We start from the raw sequence: 26,799 nt of genomic DNA, 5'->3' as shown, positions 1-26,799 counted from the left end.
GAACTACTACGGCGGGTAAACACGCGGTCAGTGGCTCAATAGGTCGATTAGTTCGGATGCAGTATCTGTCATCGGTCGCCTCACAGAGGAAACTTCCTATGCATGAAAAGCTGCCGCCCCCCCCCCGGAGTTCCTCCCTTAGCAAACCTAGCAGCGGTCGCCCCAAAAGAGTGGCGAAGGAACCGATAGCCAACCCAGCAATTAAACTAGTTAACTTTCAAGTATTTTTCTTGACCAAATGCATTAGTTAACCGGCGAGAGACAGTATCCATTATAGTTCGGCAACAGTTTAGAAAAACACTGTAATCCGCATCCTCTACACCTTGCTTTCGTTTTCCATGTGCAATGTCGTTTCGAACATTCAACAGCCTATTTAGTGGCGCATAAACGTCCTTCAAATCCGTATATTCCAAACCAACTTGAAACAACATCTTCTCCAGAACCTCTCGACCAACATTATTCTCTGTATTTATATAATCTTCACCTATAAGCACAGGATGATCATAAAAATTTCCGATACGGGAAACAAAATCAACTTCCCTAGCAAAACCATGCAAGTGCTTATCTTCAGGCAATGAGTTAATAAAAAAACTACTCTTCCTTTTAATATCTTTCAGCGCACTAAACTCCTTAGAGAAAGCCGCAGCGGCAATAGCAGCATTAACATCTTTACAGAATAGACCCTTCTTATTGATTTGATCTACGTACAAAGAAAAGGAAAATTTAACAAACCCCTCAACATGCGCATAGAGCAAACAGACTATGGAGCGCCGAACCTTGTACCTCTCTACATCACCCAAACCGGCTTGTAGATTATTCAAAAATCTAACCTCGGCCTCTCGCCACTCTCGCTCGAGTTCCAACTGCTCTTGAAATACAGCCAAAGTCATAACTTTAGCTCAGCAAGCTTATTACTAACCACACCTATTCGATTCGTAAGCTGTCCTGGAGAGTTTTTTCCACCACCGGTTGTGTGGTTAACGAATTCAGCATCCGCCTTAATTTCAAGAAGTTTCTCCCGAAGTGCGTCGATATGCGCAACATTAGACGGATCTATAACATCTAAATACGGTTGCAACCCAATGCAAATTGCCTCAAAGTGATAGACAGCAAAGTTCGCCTGCACACCACCTTTCGCCCCTCTACCAAAACTCCTCTCTCCTAGAGTTTTATTTAGTATATCGAATGTCTTATCAAAACTACGCTCCTGAACCTCATAATCAAATACTACATCCGCAGCTTCAGGATCAGTTACCTTCTCCATATACTCTGTTAAAAAGTCAGATACATCATGTACAAATTTGGCTTTATAATTTTTTAAAGCAAAGAAACGCAATACCAACTCTTGATCAAAGGAACCGAGTTTTTGCTGATCCGATATCTTACTAATACAAGTTTCAAAATCCGGCTTCTTACTTAGAGCAATTACAAAATCAATAAACTTTGAATCCAACATACGAATCGTACAATTACGAAGCTGTTGACTGGTAAGCGCCTCGCCTCCGGTATTTAAACGCTTAAACATATGATAACGAAATTTATTATCGCTACCCTTCCTTACGACCTCAACCCTTACAAATGCTCGCTTCAACCTAATTTTCAAAGCCGTTGGCAGGTCATCATAAGTTAAGCCATTTAAATCCTCGACGATGTCACATTCTTGCAACTCAAGATAATCTCCTTTTTTTACTGGATCCGACAAATGAGGGGCGTCCAGTTCTCCACGTAGGTGAAGGTAAGATGAAAATCTTTGGAGTCCGTCAATGAGTTGATACTTTCCGTTGTCATCCTCTACAACATAAAGCGGAGGAACAGGCATCTCCAAGAGTAATGACTCAATGAATCTAGACTGAGCCCCTTGACTCCAGCGGAATAGCCGCTGATAGTCCGGGTTTATATCTAACTCTCCATCTTTAGACATATCCAGCAGTTCGTTAAATGACAGGTCAAGGCTTTGCGTATGCACCTTCTCGACCTTGGATTCCAACGCAAGTATTAAGTCATCCTGAGTCATACACCCTCCTTACTTTACAAAAATTAAGACACACTCGTAAGCAGTAGTTACTTTTCTATAACTTTTGCTTCGAGCATTTAGATTTACCATACTTTGCTTGCTTTCAAAATCATGTCTTTGATCCAGTCTTAGCCCCGCCATGCTGCCCAACTCAACTATCATTGAGGGGAGATCGCAATGCAAATCTTTGTAAAACGAATCCTGCACCACACATACGAATGAAGCTTTCGGCCTCATAACTCTATTGATCTCTGAGATCGACCTACTTAAGCCGGTAAAATACTGCAATAAATTTTTATAATAATACGTACCCGATGCTTTAGAGGAGTGAGCCTTGACATCCTCTAGAAACTTAAAGCATAACTCACCCATTTCACCAGCCGTCGGACTATCAATTTTTTTTGGAACGGTAGTAGTACCCATTAATGATCTTCTTACATCATCAATGTCACTCGTTCCAATTATTGATATAACTGCCAGCTCAGGCAACGTCGCAATTCCATAATCAATCCGCGTGCAATAAGGGGGCGAACTAAGAACCAAGTCAACGTAATCATCTGGCAAAGGCAAACTAGTGGACGACGCGACCTTTAATAGCGCACGATCCGCAGGCCAAATGTGCTCCTCTACCCTCAACCCATTAAGCATCTCTAAAACGAGAGACGTATAACGACTCTTAAACTCCTTCCATCCGACATCAATTTTATCAGCATCAATTTTCGGCTTCTTTATCCAAGTAGGATTGGATGGAATAAAGTCTTTAAGATATGTTCGAATGCAGTTAAAGAGGGCTGTATACAAGACACATTCACTTGCTTCTAACGAATCGACCTTGGCAGATACTGAGATAAACTTATTGGACTGAATAATAGCACGCTCGACCCTCCTAATAGCTGTGACACCAGAGTCTCGAAACCACATAAAAAGTGGATCATCGCTACGCACTTTTTGTACGCGAACCGCTGACAACCCCAATAACTTTGACTCAATAACCCCAACATCACTTCGAGTGGCCTGCTTTGCCCTAGCGATTATCTTCATCACTGGATTCAAATCAACACCGACTGAATTATGACCATTCACAGAAGACATGAGAGTGGTAGTTCCAGCCCCGTTCCATGGGTCTAGAATGATCGAAGATTCCTTTAGACCGGCTGATTCAATAATATTTTTTGCAAACGAGTGTGAATATCCAGCATAGTAATTATACCAGTACGGCTTCTCTTCAATCTCTTCATTGACTCTTTTTGGGTTTATTACTAACAAGTTACTCTCGATATACTTAAGCTTTTGGAGCTACAGCAAGTCTCGCCTAAGCATTAGCGTGAGCGTGAGCGTGAGCGTGGACTGTAGCTACTCTGCATCTTCTTCGTCACCTCAAAGAGGGACGAGTTTTTCTATAGCCACTATACCTTGGCATGCTAGAAAACCAACGCATTGGAGAGAAGATTCTGCACGCAGATTTTCCGTGCGAGGTAAGCAGTGCTATACCGCATCAGAGCGGCGAAGAGAGAGCTAGGGGGAAAAGCGGAGATCAACTAGAATGCACGGGATGGTGCACCACTTAGGTGTACCTAAACGCTGTCACACTTCGAGTTTTTTGACTGACAAATCCTTGTAGAATCAAGGACTTATAGATAGGTGGTAACCCCACCAGCCACACCCCGGCACACAATGTTCCCGCTGTGGCTGCTGCCTTCCGGCTCTGACCAGGTTCACGGGTAATCGTTGCGGGGGGACCGATGGGGTCACCATAACGACGCTTGCCTATCGGCGAGCCGCGCCATTGTACCTATCTGAGACGAAGTTACAACCGTTCGGGCGGATAAAAAAATATGAGTCTGTTCAAGGACATAAAGATCGCAGCCTTCGGCAGCTCCTACATGAGGCGCATACCCCTGCAAGAGCTGCCGAAGGCTGCGATCTTTTGACTTTATTGCGCCTGAAGAACATCGTCCGCCCTGCCGCCCGCCTGCTGAATGACCAGATGAATGAAATGCAGCTTGGCAATCGCCGGCGCCGGCAGCACGAACGGATAGAAATCCGGCTGACCCATGCTGCGTGACAGCTCATTGAGCATGCCTGCCAGTTCGATCCACGCGTTGACGAATGACAGGAACGCCTCCCCACCCGGATGTCCCGGGTCGTACAACGTACTGGTCGGAAAAGGCTGATAGTCGAAGTCCATCTCACGCGCGCTCATGCCGAAACCCAGCGCGGTATCGACCGCGTCCATCATGTGGAGGTAATGCGCCCAGGTTTCCGCCCAGTCTTCCCATGGGTGCATGGTCGCGTAGGCGCTGACGTAGTGCTGCGGCCAGTCCAGCGGCGCGCCCTGCTGATAGTGGCGGTCGAGTGCCTCGGCGTAGCTGGCGCGCTCGTCGCCGAACAGGTTACGAAAAGAGTCGAGCCACGGGCCGTTGGCGATCAGCCTGTCCCAGTAATAGTGTCCGACCTCATGACGAAAATGCCCGAGCAGCGTGCGATACGGCTCGTGCATCTGCGCCCTCACCTGCTCGCGGTGGGCGTCGTCGGCTTCTTTGATGTCGAGGGTGATCAGGCCGTTGGCGTGGCCGGTCATGGGCGCGTTGCCTTCGAGGTCGACGCCGATGAAGTCGAAGGCCAGCCCGGCGTCTTCATCCACGGTTTTCGGGATGACCTGCAGACCGAGGGTGATCAGCTGCGCGACCAAGCGACGTTTGGCGATTTCGACCTTGCGCCAGCGCTCGGGGTTTTCCGGAACGGACAGGTCGGGGATGGTGCGATTGAGGCTGCAGGCAACGCACAGGGTGTCGTGATCGTTGGCCGCCAGCAACCAGTTGCACGCGGCGGGCGTGTCGAGATTGGCGCAGCGACGGAACAGGCCGGCTTCGGGGTCGGCATCGAGCGCCCAGGTGCCCTCGTACGGGCCCGGTTGCAGCGAGGTCAGGCGACTTTCTTCGGGTTGATAACCGAGCAAGGCGTTGCAGGCCAGACACTGGCTGTTGCGAAAGAACAGCGACTGACCGCAGCGGCACGGCCAGACTTTGCTGTTGCGTGAAGACTCGGCCATGAACGGCGCGACGATGCGAGAACTGAGCTGCTCGAAAAAGCGGTACATGGCGATCTCTCCCTGGGGCTTGCCAAGACTAGATCATTCCCATGACAACATCGTTCCGCGCTTCACTTGGGGAACATTAAAAGATCGCAGCCTTCGGCAGCTCCTACAGGGGATCAGTGTACGGTCACATAAACGTGGCGAAACACTGCCCCCCCCAGGCTGCGATGTTTTGATCTTAAACGTTCAATCCATGGGTTTTGAGGAAGGCGATAAACGCCTCTTCATCCATCACCTTCACGCCCAGTTCATTGGCCTTGGTCAGTTTCGAACCGGCACCCGGCCCCGCAACCACGCAGTGGGTTTTCGCCGACACGGAGCCAGCCACTTTCGCGCCCAGGCTTTCGAGGTGATCTTTAGCGACATCGCGACTCATCAACTCGACCTTGCCGGTCAGCACCCAGGTCTCGCCGGACAGCGGCAAGCCTTCGACGACTTTCTTCTCGCTCTCCCAATGCATGCCGAAATCACGCAGCTGTTTCTCGGCGTCCAAGGCAAGCTGACGATGCTGCGGCACGGCGAAAAACTCGCGAACCGAATTCGCCTGCTTCTCCGGCAACGCCTGGCGCATGTCCAGCCAGTCGGCGCTCATCACCGCTTCCAGCGAACCGAACTTGTCCGCCAGTTTTTGCGCCCCGCCCGGGCCGACCGAGGGGATGTGCAGCTTGTCGAGAAAGCCACCGAGCGTGGTACTGGCGGCAAACTCGGCGCCCAACTCGCCCTGATCCTGAACCTGCAAACCATGGCCCAGCAATTCGCTGATCACCTGCTGGTTATGCGCGTCCTCAAAGAAGCTGTGAATCTCGTGTGCCACTTCCAGACCAACATCCGGCAGGTAGGTCAACACTTGCGGCAAAGCCTGCTGCACGCGCTCCAGCGAACCGAGCGAGCGCGCGAGCACCTTGGCGGTCTCTTCGCCGACATCGGGAATGCCCAGCGCATAGATGAAGCGCGCCAGCCCCGGCTGCTTGCTGTCGGCAATGGCTGTGAGCAATTTGTTGCTGGAGACCTCGGCAAAGCCTTCCAGATCGACGATGTCTTCAAACTTCAGTGCGTACAGATCCGCCGGCGAACTGACCAGACCTTCGTCGACCAATTGCTCGACGCTCTTGTCGCCCAGACCTTCGATGTCCATCGCACGACGCGAGACGAAGTGGATGATCGCCTGCTTCAGTTGCGCGCCACAGGCCAGTCGCCCGACGCAGCGGTACACCGCGCCCTCGCTGACGGTTTCCTTGCCTTTGCTGCGCTTGATCAGTTGCGTGCGCTCGACGTGCGAACCACAGACCGGGCAGTTTTCCGGGATCGCTACCGGCCGCGCATTTTCCGGACGGCGTTCGGTGACCACTTGCACCACTTGCGGGATCACGTCACCGGCACGGCGAATGATCACGGTGTCGCCGATCATCAGTCCCAGCCGTGCGACTTCATCCATGTTGTGCAGCGTGGCATTGGCCACGGTAACGCCCGCAACCTTGACTGGTTTCAAACGTGCGACCGGGGTGACGGCACCGGTGCGGCCAACCTGGAATTCCACGTCGAGCAACTCGGTGAGTTCTTCCATCGCCGGGAATTTATGCGCGATCGCCCAACGTGGTTCACGAGCGCGGAAGCCCAGTTCACGCTGATCGGCAATGCTGTTGACCTTGAACACCACGCCATCGATTTCGTAGGCCAGCGAGTTACGCCGTGCGCCGATGTCGCGGTAGTAATCCAGGCACTCGGCAATGCCTTTGGCCAGTTTCAGTTCATGACTGATCGGCATGCCCCACTTCTGCAACTGCTTGAGGTTGCCGATGTGCGTGTCGGAAATATCGTGAGAGACCTGACCGATGCCGTAGCAGCAGAATTCCAGCGGACGGTTGGCGGTGATCTTTGAGTCGAGCTGACGCAGACTGCCGGCGGCCGCGTTACGCGGGTTGGCGAAGGTCTTGCCACCGACCTCCAGTTGCGAGGCGTTGAGGCGCTCGAACCCGGCTTTGGACATGAACACTTCACCACGCACTTCCAGGGTCGCCGGCCAGCCTTCGCCGTGCAGCTTCAGTGGAATATTGCGCACCGTACGCACGTTGACGCTGATGTCTTCGCCAGTGGTGCCGTCACCGCGCGTGGCGCCGCGCACCAGTACGCCATCCTGATACAGCAGGCTGACCGCCAGGCCATCGAGCTTCGGCTCGCAGCTGTATTCCACCACCGAACTGCCACCGAACAGATCGCCGGCCGGCAGATCCAGACCTTCGGTCACCCGACGGTCGAACTCGCGCATATCGGTTTCTTCAAACGCGTTGCCGAGGCTGAGCATCGGCACTTCGTGACGTACCTGCGTGAACGCGGTGAGCGCCACGCTGCCGACGCGCTGGGTCGGCGAATCGCTGGTGATCAGGTCGGGGTTGGCCGCTTCCAGCGCCTTGAGCTCGTGAAACAACCGGTCGTACTCGGCGTCCGGAATGCTCGGCTCGTCGAGGACGTGATAACGGTAGTTGTGCTGATCGAGTTCAGCGCGCAGCTCTAGAATGCGGTTTTTGGCGGCGGTCATGGGTGTTCTCTCATAAAGCAAAAGAGCAGCCGAGGCTGCTCCATTTCAATACATCATTGGCAGCAGAATCAAAAGATCGCAGCCTTCGGCAGCTCCTACAGAAATCAAAAAAACTGTAGGAGCTGTCGAGTAAAACGAGGCTGCGATCTTTTGACCTTTGAGCCTTAACGCTTGTGGGTCAGGGCGCGGCGCTCGAATTCGACGATGCGCTGACGGTAGTGCTCAATGGTCTGCGCGGTCAGAACGCTGCGCTGGTCATCTTTCAGCTCGCCGTTCAATTCCTGCGACAGCTTGCGGGCTGCGGCCACCATCACGTCGAAGGCTTGCTTCGGATGACGCGGACCTGGCAGGCCAAGGAAGAAGCTCACCGCCGGGGTGCTGAAATGGTCGATGTCGTCCAGATCAAAGATGCCTGGCTTGACCGCGTTGGCCATGGAGAACAGCACTTCACCATTGCCGGCCATGCTTTCGTGGCGGTGGAAAATATCCATCTCGCCAAAACGCAGCCCGCTTTCCAGAATGTTCTGCAACAGCGCCGGGCCTTTGAAGCCGGCAGCGTCGCGGCAGATCACACTGATCACCAGGACTTCTTCGGCTTGCGGTTGATCCTTTTCGACCGCTGCAGGCGCTGGCTTGGCGTCTTCTACGAAGTCGTCACGGCTGCTGAAGCTCGGGCCGCCGTCCAGATCCAGATCAAGGTTCAGGTCGCCCTGGGCCGGACCGTTGTTGCCGCGCTTGCCACGTTTGGCGCCGGATTCGCGAGGCTCGCGTGCTTCGCGGGCCGACATGCTCACCGACGGCAGATCGTGCTCGTCCAGTTGCGGTTCCTTGTGTGTGTCCAGTACGCGGGCCGGGCCCAACAGCTCAGGGCTAGTGTCCTCGTCCGGCAGGTTGGACAAACTTCGATCAAGACGGAATTTCAGTTTTCCCTTGCCGCCGCGCATACGGCGCCAGCCATCGAAAAGAATACCGGCTATCACAATGATGCCGATGACGATCAGCCACTCGCGCAGACCGATTTCCATGTAATCCCGTGCCTCTATAAAAAATGCTGAAAAATAAGGGGTTTACACTGTGCAAACCGCTTTAAAACGTGGCGCCAACTCTATGTTCTGACAGGCGTTTTGCCCACGTATACGAAAAATTGACATTAAACTAGCACGACCATAGACAACTTTACACCGTCTGTCTCATCGGCTTGCGCGAATATGTCGATTGGCCAGCAAGTCGAGCCCGGTAAAAAAGTCCTACAAACCCCTAATACCTTTCCCACAAGATGCCGAATCAGGCATCCACCATCGCCATCGCCTCCTCGACATCCACCGCTACCAGTCGCGAACAACCCGGTTCATGCATCGTTACGCCCATCAACTGTTCGGCCATTTCCATAGCGATCTTGTTGTGGGTGATATAGATGAATTGCACGGTCTGCGACATCTCTTTGACCAAGCGTGCGTAGCGTCCAACGTTAGCGTCATCCAGCGGCGCGTCAACTTCATCGAGCATGCAGAACGGCGCAGGGTTCAACTTGAAGATCGCAAAAACCAGTGCCAGCGCGGTCAGGGCTTTTTCCCCGCCGGAGAGCAAATGGATGGTGCTGTTCTTCTTCCCTGGCGGCTGCGCCATGATCGTTACCCCTGTATCGAGTAGATCTTCGCCCGTCAGTTCCAAATACGCGCGTCCACCACCGAAAACTTTTGGGAAAAGCGCCTGTAATCCGCCATTGATCTGATCAAAGGTATCCTTGAAACGGTTACGGGTTTCCTTGTCGATCTTGCGGATAACGTTTTCCAGGGTTTCCAGCGCTTCGACCAGATCGGCGTCCTGCGCATCCAGATAACGTTTACGCTCGGATTGTTGCGTGTATTCGTCGATGGCCGCGAGGTTGATCGCGCCCAGACGCTGAATCCGCGCGTTGATCCGTTCGAGTTCTTCTTCGGCTTCGCGTTCACTGGCTTGCGCCGTCAATGTGGCGAGCACGCCGTTGAGATCGTAGCCGTCTTCGAGCAGTTGATCCTGCAGGGCCTTGCGGCGCACGGTCAGGGCCTGCCACTCCATGCGCTGCTGTTCGAGCTGGCCACGGATCAGTTGCGATTGCTGCTCGGCTTGCGTGCGGCGTTTTTCCGCGTCGCGCAGTTCGCGGTCGGCATCTTCGAGAGCGATCTGCGCAGTCTTGAGTTCTTCATCGACGGTCATGCGCTTGTCGAGCAGCTCTTCGAGTTTCAGGCGCAGTTCTTCCAGCGGTGCTTCGCCCTCCTCCAGATTCAGACTCAGCTGTTCACGCTTTTCGGTCAGACGCTCGGACTGCATTTCCAGACGTTCCAACGCCTGACGCGTGGAGTCGTGCTGCGCGCGCAGCGAGCCCAGACGCACGGCCAATTGGTGCGCGTGATCCTTGTGCTGCCGCGCTTCCTGACGCACGCGGTCGAGGCGTTCGCGCAGGCTGTCGCGCTGGGCCAGCAGCAACTCGCGCTGCTCGGTGTCCAGCGCCATCGCATCGAGGGCTTCCTGCAAGTGCATGCGCGCTTCGCCGATGTGTTCGTGCTCCAGCGCACGTTGTTCGCCGAGCTCGACCAGCTCTTCATCCAGACGAGTACGACGCAATGTCAGCTGTTCGGCCTTGGCTTTACCGGCGGACAATTGCGCTTTCAGCTCACCTTGCTGACGCGCTTCGTCTTGCAGCAAACGACGCAGATGCTCACGACCGTTTTCCTGCTGACGCTGCTGCGCGCGCAGGGTTTGCAAACGGTTGTCCATGGCTTCGACCGTGGCTTCACGCTCTTCGCGTTCAAGATGCAACGCTTCGATTTCCTGGCCACGGGCGAGCATGCCGCTTTCCGCTTCACTGGCCCGTCGTACGCGCAGAAAGTGCCGGCCGACCCAATAGCCGTCGCGGCTGATCACGCTCTGCCCGGCGCCCAACTGGCCGCGCAGGGCCAATGCCTGCTCCAGACTGTCGACCGGTTTGACCTGACCGAGCCACGGCGACAGATCGATCTGCGCCTCGACTTTGTCCAGCAGACTGCCCGCCACCCGCACGCCGTCGGTGCCAGGGCTGAGCAGGCGCAAATCGCCCTGAGTAAAACCGGACAGATCGAAGCCGCTGAAATCATCGACCAGCACCGCTTGCAGATCGGCGCCGAGCACGGTTTCTACCGCCAGCTCCCAACCGGCCTCGACCTTCAGGCCTTCAGCCAGACGCGGGCGCTCGGCGAGGTTGTGTTCCTTCAGCCATTCAGCGGTGCCGGTGCCCGGATCGAGCGCGGCTTGCTGCAAGGCTTCAAGCGAGGCCAGGCGACCATTGAGGCGCTGCAAATCGCCCTGCGCCTGTTGCTGCGCGGTCAGCGCTTGCTGGAGTTCCTGACGCAGTTGCTCAAGCTTTTCAACTTGGGCTTCTTCGCTGGTCTGCAAATCTTCAAGGGTCGCTTCGGACTCGGCGAGCTGCTCGTTGAGCTCCATGATCGCCGCGTCTTCGGGGTCCGCCGAGAGCAACGCACGCTCTTCGCCGAGGCGCTTTTGGCGATCGGCCAAACGTTCCATGCTGGTTTCGAGCTGCTGAATGCGCGACTGCTGCACTTCGGCCTGACGCCGCGGTTCGGCAGCAGTGAGGTTGAAGGCGTCCCACTGCTCCTGCCAACCGTGCATGACGCTTTCGGAATCTTCGAGTGCAGCGGCGGCTTCTTCGGCGGCAGTGCTGGTGATTTCCTGCTCGGGGGTGAGCATGTCCAGCTCTTCGCCGAGGGTCAACAGCAACGTGCGGTCGTGGCCCAGATGCGACTCGGTCTCCAGTCGCGCGCGCTCGGCTTCTTTCAAGTCGTCCTGCAACTGACGCAAACGTTGCTGGCCATGCTGGATGCTCTGCTCGACCCGGGCGATGTCGCCGCCGACCGAATAGAAGCGCCCCTGCACCAGATTGAAGCGCTCGGACAGGTCGTGATGCCCGTCGCGCAAGCGTTCAATCGCCGCATCGGCGTTACGTTGCTCGGCGACCAGCGCTTCGAAACTGATTTCCTGAGTGCCGATGATCGACTCGCGCTGGCCGACCTGATCGTTCAGATCCTGCCAGCGCAGGGCAGACAGTTGCGCCTTGAGCTGACGCTCCTCGGCTTTGAATTCCTGATACTTCTTGGCGGCCTCGGCCTGGCGGTGCAAGCGTTCGAGCTGACGTTCGAGCTCATCGCGCAGGTCGGTCAGACGGGCGAGGTTTTCATGGGTGCGGCGGATGCGGTTTTCGGTCTCGCGCCGGCGCTCCTTGTACTTGGAGATGCCCGCCGCTTCTTCGATGAAGTTACGCAGGTCTTCAGGCTTGGACTCGATCAGCTTGGAGATCATCCCCTGCTCGATGATCGAGTAGCTGCGCGGGCCCAGACCGGTGCCGAGGAAGATATCGGTGATGTCACGGCGACGGCATTTGGTGCCGTTGAGGTAATAAGTGGTCTGGCTGTCGCGGGTCACTTTGCGGCGAATCGAAATCTCCGCGTACGCCGCGTATTCGCCCAGCAGCGTGCCGTCGGAGTTGTCGAACACCAGTTCGATACTGGCCTGACTCACCGGCTTGCGGCTGGTCGAACCGTTGAAGATGACGTCGGTCATCGACTCGCCACGCAGGTTTTTCGCCGAACTTTCGCCCATCACCCAGCGTACGGCGTCGATGATGTTCGACTTGCCGCAACCGTTCGGCCCGACGACCGCCGCCATGTTACTGGGGAAGTTAACCGTGGTCGGGTCGACGAAGGATTTGAATCCCGCCAGTTTGATGCACTTGAGCCGCACGCTTAGGCAACCGTCAGGGCAGACACCACCAGATCGCAGCTGCGCTGGGCGTAAGCCGTCAGCACAATGCGGATCTGCGGCAGGTCACGGGCAAGCACGGCAGCCAGCAAGCGCTCGAACAGTTCGAGGAACTCGCTCATTTCGGCCTTGCGCTGTTCGAGGGCGAGGAAGTAAGCGCGGCTCATGGCCGGCTGCAGGTTCTCGACAGTTTCTTGCAGGTACGGGTTGTTGGCGAACGGATAGGCGGCGCGCATGACGTTGAAACTGTCATCGACGAACGTGCGGATGTCCTGACGCTCGTAGCTGGCGGTCAGGCGCTGCTGGATCTGCACGAACGGCGCCATGTCCGACTGGACCTGCCAGCCATTGGCCACCGAATTGCCGAGCAGGATGTACAGCTCGCTCATCAGCGTGCACAGGCTCTGCACCTTGTGCGCCGTCAGTTCGGTGACATGCGCGCCACGGCGCGGCAGGATCGCGATCAGGTGGCGACGCTCGAGGATCAGCAAGGCTTCGCGGACCGAACCGCGGCTGACGTTGAGCGCCAGCGTGACCTTCTGTTCCTGGATGCGCTCTCCCGGCTTCATTTCGCCACGAATGATGCGTTCGGCGAGGTGGTGAGCAATTTGCTCGGCGAGGCTGTCCGGGGCCTTGAACGTCATGGTGTCCTTCAAATTCTATCGATCTGCACAAGCGGCGCAGTGTAGCGCAAATGCAAGGTCATGGCGGAGTGCCCACTCAGCGGTTTTTGGCACGATTCGCGCAAAAAGGCAGGGGACTCGATGAGGGTCAATACTGAATAGACAAGTTGTTGATCGACGAAATGCATTTTCTTGACCTTTAAGTCAGAAAACCATTGACCGAAAAGTCAGAGCTGCTAAATTCGGCTCAAGTCGCTTAACAACAATAATGAGTCTGCGAGGCCTTCCGTGATCCAGTTTTTACTTAACCAGGAACTCCGTAGCGAGCACGCCCTGGACCCGAATCTGACTGTGCTCAATTACCTGCGTGAACACGTCGGCAAATCCGGCACCAAAGAAGGTTGCGCCAGCGGTGACTGCGGCGCCTGCACCGTAGTGGTCGGCGAGTTGCAGACGGATGACGACGGTCGCGAACATATTCGCTATCGCAGCCTCAATTCGTGCCTGACGTTCGTGTCGTCCTTGCACGGCAAGCAACTGATCAGCGTTGAAGACCTCAAGCACAAAGGCGAATTGCACAGCGTGCAGAAAGCCATGGTCGAGTGCCACGGTTCGCAGTGCGGTTTCTGCACCCCCGGTTTCGTCATGTCGCTGTTCGCTCTGCAAAAGAACAGCGATGCGCCGGATAACGCCAAGGCCCACGAAGCGCTGGCCGGCAACCTCTGCCGTTGCACCGGCTACCGGCCGATTCTGGCCGCTGCCGAGCAGTCGTGCTGCGGCAAGCAACCGGATCAGTTCGACGCCCGCGAAGCTGACACCATCGCCCGACTCAAAGCCATTGCCCCCACCGATATCGGCGAACTCAACAGCGGCGACAAGCGCTGCCTGGTGCCGCTGACTGTCGCCGATCTGGCCGATCTCTACGATGCTTACCCACAGGCACGCCTGCTGGCGGGCGGCACCGATCTGGCGCTGGAAGTCACTCAGTTCCACCGCACGCTGCCGGTGATGATCTACGTCGGCAACGTCGCCGAAATGAAGCGCATCGACAGTTTCGATGACCGCATCGAAATCGGCGCCGCCACCAGTCTCTCTGACTGCTACGAAGCGTTGAACGCCGAGTACCCGGATTTCGGCGAACTGCTGCACCGCTTCGCTTCCCTGCAAATCCGCAACCAGGGCACCCTCGGCGGCAACATCGGCAACGCTTCGCCCATCGGTGACTCGCCGCCCCTGCTGATCGCCCTCGGCGCGCAGATCGTGCTGTGCAAAGGCGAAACCCGGCGCACCCTGAACCTTGAAGACTACTTCATCGATTACCGCGTCACTGCCCGCCAGGAAAGCGAATTCATCGAGAAGATCATCGTCCCGCGTGCCAGCGCCGAGCAGTTGTTCCGCGCCTATAAAGTCTCAAAGCGTCTGGACGACGACATCTCCGCCGTCTGCGCCGCGTTCAATCTGCGCATCGAAAATGGTGTGATCAGCGATGCCCGCGTCGCCTTCGGCGGCATGGCCGCGATCCCCAAGCGCGCCGCCGCTTGCGAAGCCGCGCTGATCGGCCAACCGTTCAACAATGCCGTGATCGAACGCGCCTGCGCTGCCCTGGCCGAAGACTTCACGCCGCTCTCGGACTTCCGCGCCAGCAAGGAATATCGCCTGCTCAGCGCGCAGAACCTGCTGCGCAAATACTTCATCGAACTGCAAACACCGCACATCGAGACTCGGGTGACCGCTTATGTCTAACCATCACGCCGTAGAGAAGACCCAGGCTGAACTGGCCGAATTGTTCGCCCAAGACCTGACCACCGGTGTCGGCCGCAGCGTCAAGCACGACAGCGCCGCCAAACATGTGTCCGGTGAAGCGCAGTACATCGATGATCGCCTGGAATTTCCGAACCAGTTGCACCTGTACGCACGCCTGTCGGACCGCGCCCACGCGAAGATCATCAGCATTGATACAAGTCCTTGCTATGCCTTCGAAGGCGTAAGCATCGCCATCACCCACGAAGACGTCCCGGGCCTGAAAGACATCGGCCCGCTGATGCCGGGCGACCCGTTGCTGGCCATCGATGATGTGCAATTTGTCGGGCAACCGGTGCTCGCCGTGGCGGCGAAAGATCTGGAAACCGCACGCAAGGCAGCGATGGCCGCGATCATCGAATACGAAGACCTCGAGCCGGTACTGGATGTGGTCGAAGCGCTGCGCAAGCGCCACTTCGTCCTCGACAGCCACACCCATCAGCGTGGCGATTCGGTCTCCGCACTGACGACGGCCGATCATCGCATTCAAGGCACGCTGCACATTGGCGGTCAGGAACACTTCTACCTGGAGACGCAAATCTCCTCGGTCATGCCCACCGAAGACGGCGGCATGATTGTTTATTGCTCGACGCAGAACCCGACCGAAGTGCAGAAACTGGTCGCTGAAGTGCTCGACGTGTCGATGAACAAAATCGTCGTCGACATGCGCCGCATGGGCGGTGGTTTCGGTGGCAAGGAAACTCAGGCGGCAAGCCCCGCTTGCCTGTGCGCAGTGGTTGCGCATCTCACCGGCCAGCCGACCAAGATGCGCCTGCCGCGTGTCGAAGACATGCTCATGACCGGCAAGCGTCACCCGTTCTACGTCGAGTACGACGTCGGCTTCGACAGCACCGGGCGCCTGCACGGGATCAACATGGACCTGGCCGGCAACTGCGGTTGCTCACCAGACTTGTCGGCGTCGATTGTCGACCGCGCAATGTTCCACTCGGACAACTCGTATTACCTGGGCGATGCGACCATCAACGGTCACCGCTGCAAGACCAACACCGCCTCGAACACCGCCTACCGGGGTTTCGGCGGCCCGCAAGGGATGGTCGCGATCGAAGAAGTGATGGACGCGATTGCCCGTCACCTGAACCTCGACCCACTCGCGGTGCGCAAGGCCAACTACTACGGCAAGACCGAGCGCAACGTCACCCACTACTACCAGACCGTCGAGCACAACATGCTCGAGGAAATGACTGCCGAACTGGAAGAAAGCAGCCAGTACCACGAGCGCCGCGAAGCGATCCGTCGCTACAACGCCAACAGCCCGATCCTGAAAAAAGGCCTGGCGCTGACCCCGGTGAAGTTCGGCATTTCCTTCACCGCCAGCTTCTTGAACCAGGCCGGCGCGCTGATCCACATCTACACCGACGGCAGCATCCACCTGAACCATGGCGGCACGGAAATGGGCCAGGGTCTGAACACCAAAGTCGCGCAGGTCGTGGCCGAAGTGTTCCAGGTCGAAATCGATCGCGTGCAGATCACCGCGACCAATACCGACAAGGTGCCAAACACCTCGCCGACCGCTGCTTCCAGCGGTGCCGACCTCAACGGTAAAGCCGCCCAGAACGCCGCCGAGATCATCAAGCAACGCTTGGTTGAGTTCGCCGCACGGCACTTCAAAGTCAGCGAGGAAGACGTCGAATTCCATAACGGCCATGTACGCGTTCGTGATCACATCCTGACCTTTGAATCGCTGATCCAGCAGGCGTATTTCAATCAGGTCTCGCTGTCGAGCACAGGCTTCTACAAGACCCCGAAAATCTACTACGACCGCAGCCAGGCCCGTGGCCGTCCGTTCTATTATTTCGCCTTCGGCGCGGCGTGCTGCGAAGTCATCGTCGACACCCTGACCGGCGAATACAAGATGCTGCGTACCGATATTCTCCACGACGTCGGCGCCTCGCTGAACCCGTCCATCGACATCGGTCAGGTTGAAGGTGGCTTCGTCCAGGGCATGGGCTGGCTGACCATGGAAGAGCTGGTCTGGAACAACAAGGGCAAGCTGATGACCAACGGCCCGGCCAGCTACAAGATCCCGGCCGTGGCGGACATGCCGCTGGATCTGCGAGTGAAACTGGTAGAAAACCGCAAGAACCCGGAAGACACCGTGTTCCACTCCAAGGCCGTTGGTGAGCCGCCGTTCATGCTCGGCATTGCCGCGTGGTGTGCGATCAAGGACGCTGTGGCAAGCCTCGGTGACTACAAGCATCAGCCGAAGATCGACGCCCCGGCGACCCCGGAGCGGGTGTTGTGGGGCTGTGAGCAGCTGCGTCAGCTTAAAGCGGTGAAGGCCGTCGAAGCTGAAACCGAGCTGGCTTCGCTTTAAGACCGAGGCGCGGCCATCGCTGGCAAGCCAGCTCCCACAGGGTTTTGTGCTGACCGTTGGACTGTGCAATTCCAATGTGGGAGCGAGCCTGCTCGCGAAGAGGCCCGAACAGACAACAAAGATGTCGAGGTGAATATGTACAACTGGATCGACGCCCTCGCCGACCTGCAGAACCAGGGCGAGCCCTGTGTGCTGGTGACGATCATCGAAGAGCTCGGCTCGACGCCACGCAATGCCGGCTCGAAAATGGTCGTCAGTGCTCGCCAGATCTTCGACACCATCGGTGGCGGGCACCTGGAATACAAAGCCATGCAGATCGCTCGCGAGATGCTCGCCAGCGGCAAGCAGGACACTCATCTGGAGCGCTTCAGCCTCGGTGCCAGTCTGGGCCAGTGCTGCGGCGGCGCCACGGTGTTGCTATTCGAACCGATGGGCCAGGTGCAAGCGCAGATCGCCGTGTTCGGCGCCGGCCACGTCGGTCGCGCCCTGGTGCCGCTGCTCGCCAGCCTGCCCTGCCGAGTGCGCTGGATCGATTCCCGGGAAGAAGAATTCCCCGCACAGATTCCCCACGGCGTCCGTAAAATCGTCGCCGAAGAGCCTGTGGATGAAATCGATGACCTGCCCGCCGGCAGCTATTGCATCGTCATGACCCACAATCATCAGCTGGATCTGGAACTCACCGCCGCGATCCTCAAGCGCAACGATTTCACCTGGTTCGGCCTGATCGGCTCGAAGACCAAACGCGCCAAGTTCGAACACCGTCTGCGTGACCGCGGCTTCGACGCCAGCGTCGTGCAACGCATGCGCTGCCCGATGGGTATCGGCGAAGTCAAAGGCAAGTTGCCTGTGGAAATCGCCATCTCCATCGCCGGCGAAATCATCGCCACTTATAACGCCAATTTCGGCCAGCACACTGCCAGCGCCGAACCGATTGCCAAACTGCTGCCGCTTTCACGCCGCAGTCAGGCCGCCAAACTCAAAGCCTCAAATTGATTAGAGAAACCTCATGCCTCTGACTCGCAAAGCCTACCGCGCCGCCATCCTGCACAGCATTGCCGACCCTGCCGAAGTCGGTATCGAAGCCTCCTACGAATATTTCGAGGACGGCCTGCTGGTGGTCGATGGCGGCAAGATCAGCGCCGTCGGCCACGCCAGCGACTTGCTGCCGACGCTGCCGGCAGACATCGAAATCAACCACTATCAGGATGCCCTGATCACCCCGGGCTTTATCGACACCCACATTCACCTGCCACAAACCGGCATGGTCGGCGCCTATGGCGAGCAACTGCTCGACTGGCTCAATACTTACACGTTCCCGTGCGAAAGCCAGTTCGGTGACAAGGCGCACGCCGATGAAGTCGCTGACATTTTCGTCAAGGAACTGCTGCGCAACGGCACCACCACGGCGCTGGTGTTCGGCAGCGTTCACCCGCAGTCGGTGAACTCGTTCTTTGAAGCGGCCGAGAAACTCGATCTGCGGATGATCGCCGGTAAAGTGATGATGGACCGCAACGCGCCGGACTACCTCACCGACACCGCCGAATCCAGCTACGTCGAGAGCAAGGCGCTGATCGAGCGCTGGCACGGCAAGGGACGCCTGCACTATGCAGTCACCCCGCGTTTCGCGCCGACCAGCACCCCGGAGCAATTGACCCTCGCCGGGCAATTGCTGACTGAATATCCGGATCTGTACATGCAGACCCACATCAGCGAGAACCTCAAGGAAATCGAGTGGGTCAAGGAACTGTTCCCGGAGCGCAAGGGCTACCTGGACGTTTACGATCACTACCAGCTGCTCGGCGAGCGCTCGGTATTCGCCCACGGCGTGCACCTGTGCGACGACGAATGTGCGCGATTGGCGCAAACTGGCTCCGCCGTTTCGTTCTGCCCGACGTCGAACCTCTTCCTGGGCAGCGGTTTGTTCAATCTGCCAATGGCCGAGAAGCACAAGTTGAACGTGGGGCTGGGCACTGACGTGGGTGGCGGCACCAGTTTCTCGTTGCTGCAAACACTGAACGAAGCCTACAAAGTGATGCAGTTGCAGGGCGCGCGCTTGAGCCCGTTCAAGTCGTTGTATCTGGCGACTTTGGGTGGCGCGCGGGCGCTGCGTCTGGAAGACAAGATCGGCAACCTGCAACCGGGCAGCGACGCTGACTTCCTGGTGCTGGATTACAACGCCACGCCGTTGCTGAGCTATCGCTTGAAACAGGCGAATAACATTGCCGAAACGTTGTTTGTGTTGATGACGCTGGGAGATGACCGGACGGTGCAGCAGACTTATGCGGCGGGTGCGCTGGTGCATCAGCGCTAAGTTTTCACAGGCAAAAAAAATCCCCCGGTGGTGTTCAGCCCCGGGGGATTTTTGTTGCCTGTCAGATTGCATCGCTGGCAAGCCAGCTCCCACAGGTTTCTCGGTGAATCGCAGATTTGCTAACCCCACAAAATCCTGTGGGAGTTGGCTTGCCAGCAATTAGGGTCGACTCGGTATCAGCTCAAAGCTTGGCCGCAGGACGCCCCGGCTTTTTGGTCTGCAACAAATGCGAGAACACTGCATGCAGATCATCCGACGCGCCTTCCTCATCGAGGTTGAGCTTGCTGTCGATGTGATCCATGTGATGCATCATCAGATCCACCGCCAACTCACCGTTACGCGCTTCAATGGCGTCGATCAGTTGGGTGTGCTCGTCGTAGGAACAGTGCGAGCGGTTGCCGCTTTCATATTGGGCAATGATCAGCGAGGTCTGCGAGACCAGGCTGCGCTGAAAGCTGACCAGCGGTGCATTTTTCGCCGCTTCCGCCAGTTTCAGATGGAACTCGCCCGACAGACGAATACCGGCGCCGCGATCACCGCGCGAGAAGCTGTCGCGCTCGTCGTTGACCATTTGGCGCAATTCGGCGATTTGCTCGGCGGTGGCGTGCAGCACGGCCAGTTCAGTGATCGCGCGTTCGACCAGACGGCGGGCCATGAACACCTGACGCGCTTCTTCCACGCTCGGGCTGGCAACGACGGCGCCACGGTTCGGCCGCAACAGCACCACACCTTCATGGGCCAGACGCGACAGCGCGCGGCGAATGATGGTGCGACTGACCCCAAAGATTTCCCCCAGCGCTTCTTCGCTCAACTTGGTGCCGGGCGCCAGACGCTGTTCGAGGATGGCCTCGAAGATGTGCGCGTAGACAATATCGTCCTGGGTTCCGCTGCGGCCGGCTTTGCCTGCTCGCGGTTGTTTCTTGAGGGGTTGCAACTGTTCGTTCATGGGCACTCGAGTCGGGAGAACTGCGGCGAATAGACCGTGACTGTAATACGGCACAGTAGGTCGCTGGCAAGTATCGCGTAAAAAACAGCGCGATTGTACACAATGGATGGTGGCAACACGACTGTATGGCTGTTTGTGACCACGGCTGTATTGCAACGGTTCGTTACGATTGAGTTTAGGCTTGATCGCAGAATCCGCCGCTTGGCTCTGTGTTGGCGCTGCCGAAGGCTGCGATCTTTTGATCTTGCTGCTAAAAAACAGGATCAAAGGATCGCAGCCTTCGGCAGCTCCTACAGGAGAACACCATCAGAACAAGGAACACCGCTGTCATGAATGACATCACCCATACCCGACTGCGCCCCATAGCGGACACATCACCCTCGGCCATCGTCGCCGGTTTCATTGCGATGATGACCGGTTACACCAGCTCCCTGGTCCTGATGTTCCAGGCCGGGCAAGCGGCGGGCCTGACCAGCGGGCAGATTTCTTCGTGGATCTGGGCGATTTCGATTGGCATGGCAGTGTGCTCGATCGGCCTGTCCCTGCGCTATCGCACGCCCATCACCATTGCCTGGTCGACACCCGGCGCGGCGCTGTTGATCACCAGTCTTGGCGGCGTGAGTTACGGCGAAGCCATCGGCGCCTACATCACCTGCGCGGTGCTGGTGACGATCTGCGGGCTGACCGGTAGTTTCGAACGGCTGATGAAAAAGATCCCGGCATCGCTGGCGGCAGCCTTGCTGGCGGGGATTCTGTTCAAGATCGGCAGCGAAATCTTCGTCGCCGCGCAACACCGCACCGGTCTGGTATTGGGCATGTTCTTCACCTATTTATTGGTCAAACGCCTGTCGCCCCGCTATGCCGTGCTCGCCGCACTGCTGATCGGCACCGCGCTGTCGGGCTTCATGGGGCTGCTGGACTTCAGCGGTTTTCATCTGGAAGTGGCAACGCCGGTGTGGACCACGCCGCACTTTTCGCTGGCGGCAACCATCAGCATCGGCATTCCGCTGTTCGTCGTAGCCATGACTTCGCAGAACATGCCCGGCATCGCCGTGCTGCGCGCCGACGGCTACACCGTCCCGGCCTCGCCGCTGATCACCACTACCGGCATCGCTTCGTTGTTACTGGCGCCGTTCGGTTCACACGGCATCAACCTCGCCGCCATCAGCGCGGCAATCTGCACCGGGCCGCATGCCCACGAAGATCGCAACAAACGCTACACCGCAGCAGTGTGGTGCGGGATTTTCTACGGGATCGCCGGGGTGTTCGGCGCAACGTTGGCGGCACTGTTTGCCGCGCTGCCGAAGGAACTGGTGCTGTCAATTGCGGCGCTTGCGCTGTTTGGCTCGATCATCAATGGCTTGAGCATCGCAATGACCGAAGTGAAGGAACGCGAAGCGGCGCTGATCACGTTTATGGTGACGGCGTCGGGGTTGACGCTGTTCTCCATCGGATCGGCGTTTTGGGGGATTGTCGCGGGGGTTGTGACGCTGGTGATTTTAAATTGGCGTAAAGCGTAAGATCAAAAGATCGCAGCCTTCGGCAGCTCCTACAGGGCTACGCGTAGATCCTGTGAGCTGCCGAAGGCTGCGATCTTTTGATCCACGAAAAAAAACGGCGACCCTCAGGTCGCCGTTTTTTTCAGTATCACTTAGCCGCGTTGATCGGCTTTTCCGGATACCAAACATCCAGCAGCGGGCTGACGGTTGCACCGGTCAGTTCGCTACGGGTTTTCAGCCAGGCTTCAACAGCAGCGCGCTGCTCTTCGTTGACCGAGCCACGCTTCTGCAGGCATACCAGACCGAAGTCGTCGCCGCCAACATAACCCAGACCATTGGCTTCCATGGCTTCTTTGATGAAGGCTTCGAGGAAAGCGTCAATGGCTTCTTCGGACAAGTCTTCTTTGAAGTCCAGGTTCAGCTCGAAACCCAGCTCTTGAAATTCATCAACGCACAGTTTTTTGCGCAGACGCTGGGAACGGTTAGTCGCCATTGGAACAATCCTCTTAAGTAATAACGGCCGGCACTTTACCAGTTTAAGACGTCATTTGCCCGACTCTCTGGACACTGCGGCCGACCGCCTGTAAAAAAATCACTGATTAGCCACCCCGGGGGCGGCACAAGCGGTTCCACCTTGGGGCATAATGCCGACACTTTCGTGACCACTGAGGGCTTTTTCATCCATGTCCTCGTTTTTCTCCCCCTCTTTTGCAGGGTTTTATTTCACATGATCAAATCGTTGCGTCCACTTTTTTTCGCCGGCCTATTTCTTCCTCTGGCCCTGCCTGCCTCTGCTGCCCCTATCAATACTGCCCTCACCCCCAATGTCGAAAAAGCCCTCAAGGCGAGCAAACTGCAGCCTAACGCCCTGTCGCTGGTGATGGTGCCGCTCGATGGCCCAGGCACAGCCACCGTGTTCAACGCCGATGTATCGGTCAACCCGGCCTCGACCATGAAACTGGTGACCACCTACGCGGCCCTGGAAATGCTCGGCCCCAACCACCAGTGGAAAACCGAGTTCTACACCGATGGCACCCTGAGCGGCGGTATCCTCAACGGTAACCTCTACCTCAAGGGTGGCGGCGATCCGAAGCTGAACATGGAAAAACTCTGGCTGTTGATGCGCGATCTGCGCGCCAACGGCGTCACGCAGATCACCGGTGATCTGGTGCTGGACCGCAACTTCTTCGTGCAGCCACAGCTGCCGGAATTCAACGATGACGGCAATGACCAGAATAAGCCGTTTCTGGTCAAACCCGACTCGCTGCTGGTCAACCTCAAGGCCCTGCGCTTCGTCGCCCGCAATGACGGTGGCCGAGTGCTGATCTCGGTGGAACCGCCGATCGCCAGCATCCGCATCGAAAATACCGTTAAAGCGCTCCCCTCCAAGCAATGCACCGGCGGTGTGCGCTACAACCCGGTGCCACAGCCCGATGGCAGCGTGACCGTGACGGTGGGCGGCCAGTTGGGTGAAGGTTGCAGCTCGCAGACCTACCTGTCGTTGCTCGACCACGCGACCTACACCGCGGGCGCCGTTCGCGCGATCTGGAAGGAGTTGGGGGGCAGCATTCAGGGCAGGGATCGTCTCGCGCCGACCCCGAGCAACGCCAAATTGCTGGCTCGCGCATTCTCGCCGGATCTGGCGGAAATCATCCGCGACATCAACAAATACAGCAACAACACCATGGCTCAGCAGCTGTTTCTGAGCCTGGGTCAGAGGTTCCGCAACGACGCCGACGGTGACGACGCCAGGGCAGCGCAGCGCGTAGTCCGTCAGTGGCTGGCGAAAAAAGGCATTACCGCACCGCACCTGGTGATGGAGAACGGTTCCGGCCTGTCCCGTGCCGAACGGGTTAGCGCCCGTGAGATGGCGAACATGCTGCAAGCCGCCTGGCACAGCCCGTATGCCGCCGAGTACATCAGCTCGTTGCCGATTGCCGGCACCGACGGCACCATGCGCAAACGCCTGAAGACCACCGCCATGCGCGGCGAAGCCCACGTCAAGACCGGCACCCTGAACACCGTGCGAGCGATTGCCGGTTTCAGCCGCGACGTCAACGGCAACACTTGGGCGGTGGTGGCGATCCTCAACGATAAAGCGCCGTTTGGTGCATCGTCGGTGCTGGATCAGGTACTGCTGGATCTGTATCGCCAGCCGAAGCTGCCGCAGACGGCTTCCGTCTTGTAATCCAGTCCCGCCAACACCCTAAAACCCTGTGGGAGCTGGCTTGCCAGCGATAGCGGAGGGTCAGTCAGCAAAGATTCTGACTGACCCTCCGCTATCGCCGGGCAAGCCCGGCTCCCACAGGGCTTGCGCTGTGTTCAATATCAATTCATCTGCCGCTCAACCCGATCCCGCCCGCCCTGCTTCGCCGCGTACACCCCGTAGTCCGCGCGCAGCAACAACGAATCAGCGCCCTCCCCCGGTCGCCAACTGGCGATACCGAAACTTGCGGTCACCACGCCGACCACATCAACTGGCGCACTGCGCAACCCCTGCCACAACTCCACAGCGAGCATGTAGGCGTGGTCGCCGTCGATGTCGGGGCAGAGCACCATGAACTCCTCGCCACCCAAGCGACAGAACACATCCGTGCGACGCAAGCGATGGCCGATGCGCTCGCACACAGCTTGCAGCACCCGGTCGCCCACGGCATGACCGTGCTGGTCGTTGATCCGTTTGAAATGGTCGATGTCGAGCATGATCACCGACAGTTCACCGCCACCGCGCTCGACCCGGGCCATTTCGGTGGTCAGGCGCTCCTGGAAATAGCGACGGTTGTGGATACCGGTCAACGAATCAGTGATCGACAGCGCCCGGAGTTCCTCCTCCACGCGCTTCAAATCTGAAATGTCCGAGATATAGCCATGCCACAGCACGCCACCGCCGGGCAGCTCCTCCGGCGTCGCCTCGCCGCGCACCCAGCGCAGACCGCGTACGGGCAACTGCACGCGATATTCCTCGCGCCAAGGGCTGAGGTTTTGCGCTGATGCCCGAATCGAGGTGCGCACGCGGATCACGTCCTGCGGATAGATACGGGAGAAAATGGCCTCGGCATCGAGCAGCAGCACATCCGGTTCGAGTTCGTAGATCTCGCGGATGCCGTCGCTGGCGTAGATCACACTGAAGCGACCGTCGAATTCCATCTTGAACTGGTAAATGCCGCCGGGCACGTGAGCGCTGAGCTTTTTCAGCAGCACATCACGCGCCGCCAGTGCCTCGTGCACACGCTTGCGCTCAGTGATGTCGATGCAGATCGCCAGATGCCCGACCCACAGGCCCTGCTCATCAAGCACAGGGGTGGCGAGCATGTTCACCGGCAGGTGACTGCCGTCCTGGCAGATCAGGGTCCACTCGCGCGCCTCGTGCCCGCCGACTTCGCCGCCCTCGACCAGCATCGCCTGACAGGTCGGGATCGCCTTGCCGTAACGCGCACTCAATTCCGCCGCGCGGGCCATCAGTTCGCGCGGAAAGTGCAGGTTCTCCAGGGTCATGCGGCCGACCACCTCGTCGCTGCGGTAGCCAAGCATCTGTTCGGCGCCGGGGTTGAAAGTGCTGATCACCCCGCGCAGATCGGTGGCGATGATTGCCACCTGCGTTGCGGCATTCAGCACGCCGCGCAACTGGCCGTGAGTGCCGCGCAGTTCCTGTTCGCTGTCGTGCAACTCTTGCGTGCGCTGCTCGACCAGATGCAAGGCTCGCTGGCGCTGGCTGACCAGCACATATAACAACGCACTCAGCAGCAGACTGAGTAATCCACCGAGAATCAGCACACTCCCCACTGAGGAGTCGTTGGCCTGCACGAAAGCGTCGCTCGGCAGGATATCCACCTGATAGTCGTGATCGGCCATGCGTACCAGCCGCGTGGTGGCCAGAGCGCTGGGTGCCGGATCGTTGGCCGATTCGTAGAGTACCTCGTGCTGATCAGGGATCGACAGGTCGAGAATGCGCACCGAAAGGTAGTCATGGAGCGCGTCCGGCAAACCATCCGCCAGCAACTGGCGCATGCTGATCACGGCCATCACATAGCCGAAAGGCTTTGGCTGCCCCTCTCGAATGACTGGCGCCACCAGCAAGACCCCGCGGGCATAGGCTGGCTCGACACTGACCAGATGCATCGGTTGCGAAACGACCAGGTTACGCAGCTCATCGGCGCGCTGCAGGACGTCGCGGCGCAGCGGTTGTGCGAGCAAATCGTAGCCCAGCGGCGAGCCCAGACGACTTTGGGTCTGGCTGTATAACACCGGCACGTATTCATCTCGGGCGCCCGCCAGTTGCAACTCGCTCTGTTCATTAAGTTCGCGAATCGTAAACGTGCTCAGGCCTTCTGCACGCACGCGCTGCTCAAATACGGCGCGCTCGGCAGCACTGACCCTGAGGGCAAACGAATAGGCCTGAGTGCGCAGTAATAAGGGTCGGGTGTAACCATCGAACTCGGCGCGAGACACCGATTGGGAATTGGTGAAGAAGCGGCGCAGGCCGTCGAGGCGTTGCTCCTGGTCCTGAAATCGCTCTTCGATGCGGCTGTAACGCTCATTGGCCAGCAACTGAAAGCGCTGACGCAGTTGTTGTTCAAACTGGCTGAAAGTGGCCCAGGCGAGCAGCCCCGTGAGTATCCCGCCGGCGAGCAATACCAGCATCGCGACCAGCCAGGCCGAGACGTCTTCGCTGATGAAACCCAGAATCTTCGGGCGCACGGGGTGCAACGACATAAGGGCAACTCACTACGCCAGCATTGCGGGGGAACCCCCATTGGCCATGAGTGAGTTTATAGCTATTAGCCATCAATTTGGCTAGCGTTGATCAGATCCAAGAGCCTTTAAAATCAAGGCTCTGTGGATCCAAT

17 protein-coding genes and 1 other RNA gene are annotated in these 26,799 nt (G+C 57.7%); 6 read left to right on the top strand and 12 right to left on the bottom strand.

Annotated elements, in window-relative coordinates; all coding sequences use genetic code 11:
* Positions 1-206 precede the first annotated feature (206 nt).
* From H8B20_RS03690 to H8B20_RS03650, 9 genes are all read right to left on the bottom strand, one after another.
* Positions 207-890, bottom strand: a complete 684-nt coding sequence (locus tag H8B20_RS03690; RefSeq protein ID WP_210622371.1) for an MAE_28990/MAE_18760 family HEPN-like nuclease — start codon at positions 888-890, stop codon at positions 207-209.
* Complete coding sequence (locus tag H8B20_RS03685; RefSeq protein WP_210622370.1) at positions 887-2,014, bottom strand: GmrSD restriction endonuclease domain-containing protein; 1,128 nt, start codon at positions 2,012-2,014, stop codon at positions 887-889. The genes H8B20_RS03690 and H8B20_RS03685 overlap by 4 nt, the downstream gene beginning before the upstream one ends.
* Before the next feature lie 9 nt (positions 2,015-2,023).
* Positions 2,024-3,280 carry a TRM11 family methyltransferase gene (locus tag H8B20_RS03680; RefSeq protein ID WP_210622369.1) on the bottom strand — a complete coding sequence of 419 codons (1,257 nt, stop codon included), beginning with the start codon at positions 3,278-3,280 and terminating at the stop codon, positions 2,024-2,026.
* 382 nt (positions 3,281-3,662) lie between these two features.
* Positions 3,663-3,759, bottom strand: an RNA gene (gene ffs, locus H8B20_RS03675) — signal recognition particle sRNA small type.
* A 188-nt stretch (positions 3,760-3,947) separates the two neighbouring features.
* A complete protein-coding gene (locus H8B20_RS03670; protein WP_210622368.1) occupies positions 3,948-5,114 on the bottom strand; it encodes a zinc-binding metallopeptidase family protein in 1,167 nt (388 codons plus the stop codon).
* A gap of 175 nt (positions 5,115-5,289) precedes the next feature.
* A complete protein-coding gene (gene ligA / locus H8B20_RS03665) occupies positions 5,290-7,647 on the bottom strand; it encodes an NAD-dependent DNA ligase LigA (protein ID WP_210622367.1) in 2,358 nt (785 codons plus the stop codon).
* Positions 7,648-7,811: 164 nt separating this feature from the next.
* Positions 7,812-8,672, bottom strand: a complete 861-nt coding sequence (gene zipA, locus H8B20_RS03660; protein WP_210622366.1) for a cell division protein ZipA — start codon at positions 8,670-8,672, stop codon at positions 7,812-7,814.
* Positions 8,673-8,931: 259 nt separating this feature from the next.
* Complete coding sequence (smc, locus tag H8B20_RS03655; protein ID WP_210622365.1) at positions 8,932-12,420, bottom strand: chromosome segregation protein SMC; 3,489 nt, start codon at positions 12,418-12,420, stop codon at positions 8,932-8,934.
* Between the two features lie 2 nt (positions 12,421-12,422).
* Positions 12,423-13,082: a GntR family transcriptional regulator gene (locus tag H8B20_RS03650; protein ID WP_042558520.1), complete on the bottom strand. Its 660-nt coding sequence runs from the start codon at positions 13,080-13,082 to the stop codon at positions 12,423-12,425.
* Positions 13,083-13,349: 267 nt separating this feature from the next.
* Between H8B20_RS03650 and xdhA the strand changes: the two genes are divergently transcribed.
* From xdhA to guaD, 4 genes are all read left to right on the top strand, one after another.
* Positions 13,350-14,804, top strand: a complete 1,455-nt coding sequence (gene xdhA, locus H8B20_RS03645) for a xanthine dehydrogenase small subunit (RefSeq protein ID WP_210622364.1) — start codon at positions 13,350-13,352, stop codon at positions 14,802-14,804.
* On the top strand, positions 14,797-17,196 hold the full coding sequence (gene xdhB / locus H8B20_RS03640; RefSeq protein ID WP_210622363.1) for a xanthine dehydrogenase molybdopterin binding subunit: 2,400 nt from the start codon (positions 14,797-14,799) through the stop codon (positions 17,194-17,196). Before xdhA ends, xdhB begins: the two co-directional genes overlap by 8 nt.
* Before the next feature lie 135 nt (positions 17,197-17,331).
* Positions 17,332-18,189, top strand: coding sequence for a xanthine dehydrogenase accessory protein XdhC (xdhC, locus tag H8B20_RS03635; RefSeq protein ID WP_042558517.1), 858 nt, complete (start codon positions 17,332-17,334; stop codon positions 18,187-18,189).
* Positions 18,190-18,202: 13 nt separating this feature from the next.
* Positions 18,203-19,507 (top strand): guanine deaminase, encoded by a 1,305-nt coding sequence (guaD, locus tag H8B20_RS03630; protein WP_042558516.1) that lies wholly within the window; start codon positions 18,203-18,205, stop codon positions 19,505-19,507.
* A 181-nt stretch (positions 19,508-19,688) separates the two neighbouring features.
* Here guaD and H8B20_RS03625 read toward each other — a convergent pair whose 3' ends face one another.
* Complete coding sequence (locus H8B20_RS03625) at positions 19,689-20,453, bottom strand: GntR family transcriptional regulator (RefSeq protein ID WP_042558515.1); 765 nt, start codon at positions 20,451-20,453, stop codon at positions 19,689-19,691.
* Positions 20,454-20,782: 329 nt separating this feature from the next.
* On the opposite strand from H8B20_RS03625, the gene H8B20_RS03620 reads away from it, so the two are divergent.
* Complete coding sequence (locus H8B20_RS03620) at positions 20,783-21,973, top strand: benzoate/H(+) symporter BenE family transporter (RefSeq protein ID WP_210622362.1); 1,191 nt, start codon at positions 20,783-20,785, stop codon at positions 21,971-21,973.
* A gap of 127 nt (positions 21,974-22,100) precedes the next feature.
* On the opposite strand, the gene H8B20_RS03615 is transcribed toward H8B20_RS03620, so the two are convergent.
* Positions 22,101-22,445, bottom strand: a complete 345-nt coding sequence (locus H8B20_RS03615; protein WP_042558513.1) for a YggL family protein — start codon at positions 22,443-22,445, stop codon at positions 22,101-22,103.
* 234 nt (positions 22,446-22,679) lie between these two features.
* Between H8B20_RS03615 and dacB the strand changes: the two genes are divergently transcribed.
* Positions 22,680-24,140, top strand: coding sequence for a D-alanyl-D-alanine carboxypeptidase/D-alanyl-D-alanine endopeptidase (gene dacB, locus H8B20_RS03610; protein WP_210622361.1), 1,461 nt, complete (start codon positions 22,680-22,682; stop codon positions 24,138-24,140).
* Between the two features lie 140 nt (positions 24,141-24,280).
* Here dacB and H8B20_RS03605 read toward each other — a convergent pair whose 3' ends face one another.
* Positions 24,281-26,665: a sensor domain-containing diguanylate cyclase gene (locus tag H8B20_RS03605; protein WP_210622360.1), complete on the bottom strand. Its 2,385-nt coding sequence runs from the start codon at positions 26,663-26,665 to the stop codon at positions 24,281-24,283.
* Positions 26,666-26,799: the final 134 nt, after the last annotated feature.

Source organism: Pseudomonas sp. P42, from assembly GCF_017973755.1.
GTDB classification, from domain to species: Bacteria; Pseudomonadota; Gammaproteobacteria; order Pseudomonadales; family Pseudomonadaceae; genus Aquipseudomonas; species Aquipseudomonas iridis.
Note: the sequence above shows the minus strand (reverse complement) of the source record. Positions and strands in the feature narration are given on the sequence as shown.

What these genes read in the sequence shown, in the direction of transcription:
- xdhB (WP_210622363.1), top strand. Translation starts at nt 14,797, where the DNA reads ATGTCTAACCATCACGCCGTAGAGAAGACCCAGGCTGAACTGGCCGAA.
- dacB (WP_210622361.1), top strand. Translation starts at nt 22,680, where the DNA reads ATGATCAAATCGTTGCGTCCACTTTTTTTCGCCGGCCTATTTCTTCCT.
- guaD (WP_042558516.1), top strand. Translation starts at nt 18,203, where the DNA reads ATGCCTCTGACTCGCAAAGCCTACCGCGCCGCCATCCTGCACAGCATT.
- H8B20_RS03670 (WP_210622368.1), bottom strand. Translation starts at nt 5,114, where the DNA reads ATGTACCGCTTTTTCGAGCAGCTCAGTTCTCGCATCGTCGCGCCGTTC.
- H8B20_RS03615 (WP_042558513.1), bottom strand. Translation starts at nt 22,445, where the DNA reads ATGGCGACTAACCGTTCCCAGCGTCTGCGCAAAAAACTGTGCGTTGAT.
- zipA (WP_210622366.1), bottom strand. Translation starts at nt 8,672, where the DNA reads ATGGAAATCGGTCTGCGCGAGTGGCTGATCGTCATCGGCATCATTGTG.
- H8B20_RS03625 (WP_042558515.1), bottom strand. Translation starts at nt 20,453, where the DNA reads ATGAACGAACAGTTGCAACCCCTCAAGAAACAACCGCGAGCAGGCAAA.
- H8B20_RS03685 (WP_210622370.1), bottom strand. Translation starts at nt 2,014, where the DNA reads ATGACTCAGGATGACTTAATACTTGCGTTGGAATCCAAGGTCGAGAAG.
- ligA (WP_210622367.1), bottom strand. Translation starts at nt 7,647, where the DNA reads ATGACCGCCGCCAAAAACCGCATTCTAGAGCTGCGCGCTGAACTCGAT.
- H8B20_RS03605 (WP_210622360.1), bottom strand. Translation starts at nt 26,665, where the DNA reads ATGTCGTTGCACCCCGTGCGCCCGAAGATTCTGGGTTTCATCAGCGAA.
- H8B20_RS03650 (WP_042558520.1), bottom strand. Translation starts at nt 13,082, where the DNA reads ATGACGTTCAAGGCCCCGGACAGCCTCGCCGAGCAAATTGCTCACCAC.
- H8B20_RS03620 (WP_210622362.1), top strand. Translation starts at nt 20,783, where the DNA reads ATGAATGACATCACCCATACCCGACTGCGCCCCATAGCGGACACATCA.
- xdhC (WP_042558517.1), top strand. Translation starts at nt 17,332, where the DNA reads ATGTACAACTGGATCGACGCCCTCGCCGACCTGCAGAACCAGGGCGAG.
- H8B20_RS03690 (WP_210622371.1), bottom strand. Translation starts at nt 890, where the DNA reads ATGACTTTGGCTGTATTTCAAGAGCAGTTGGAACTCGAGCGAGAGTGG.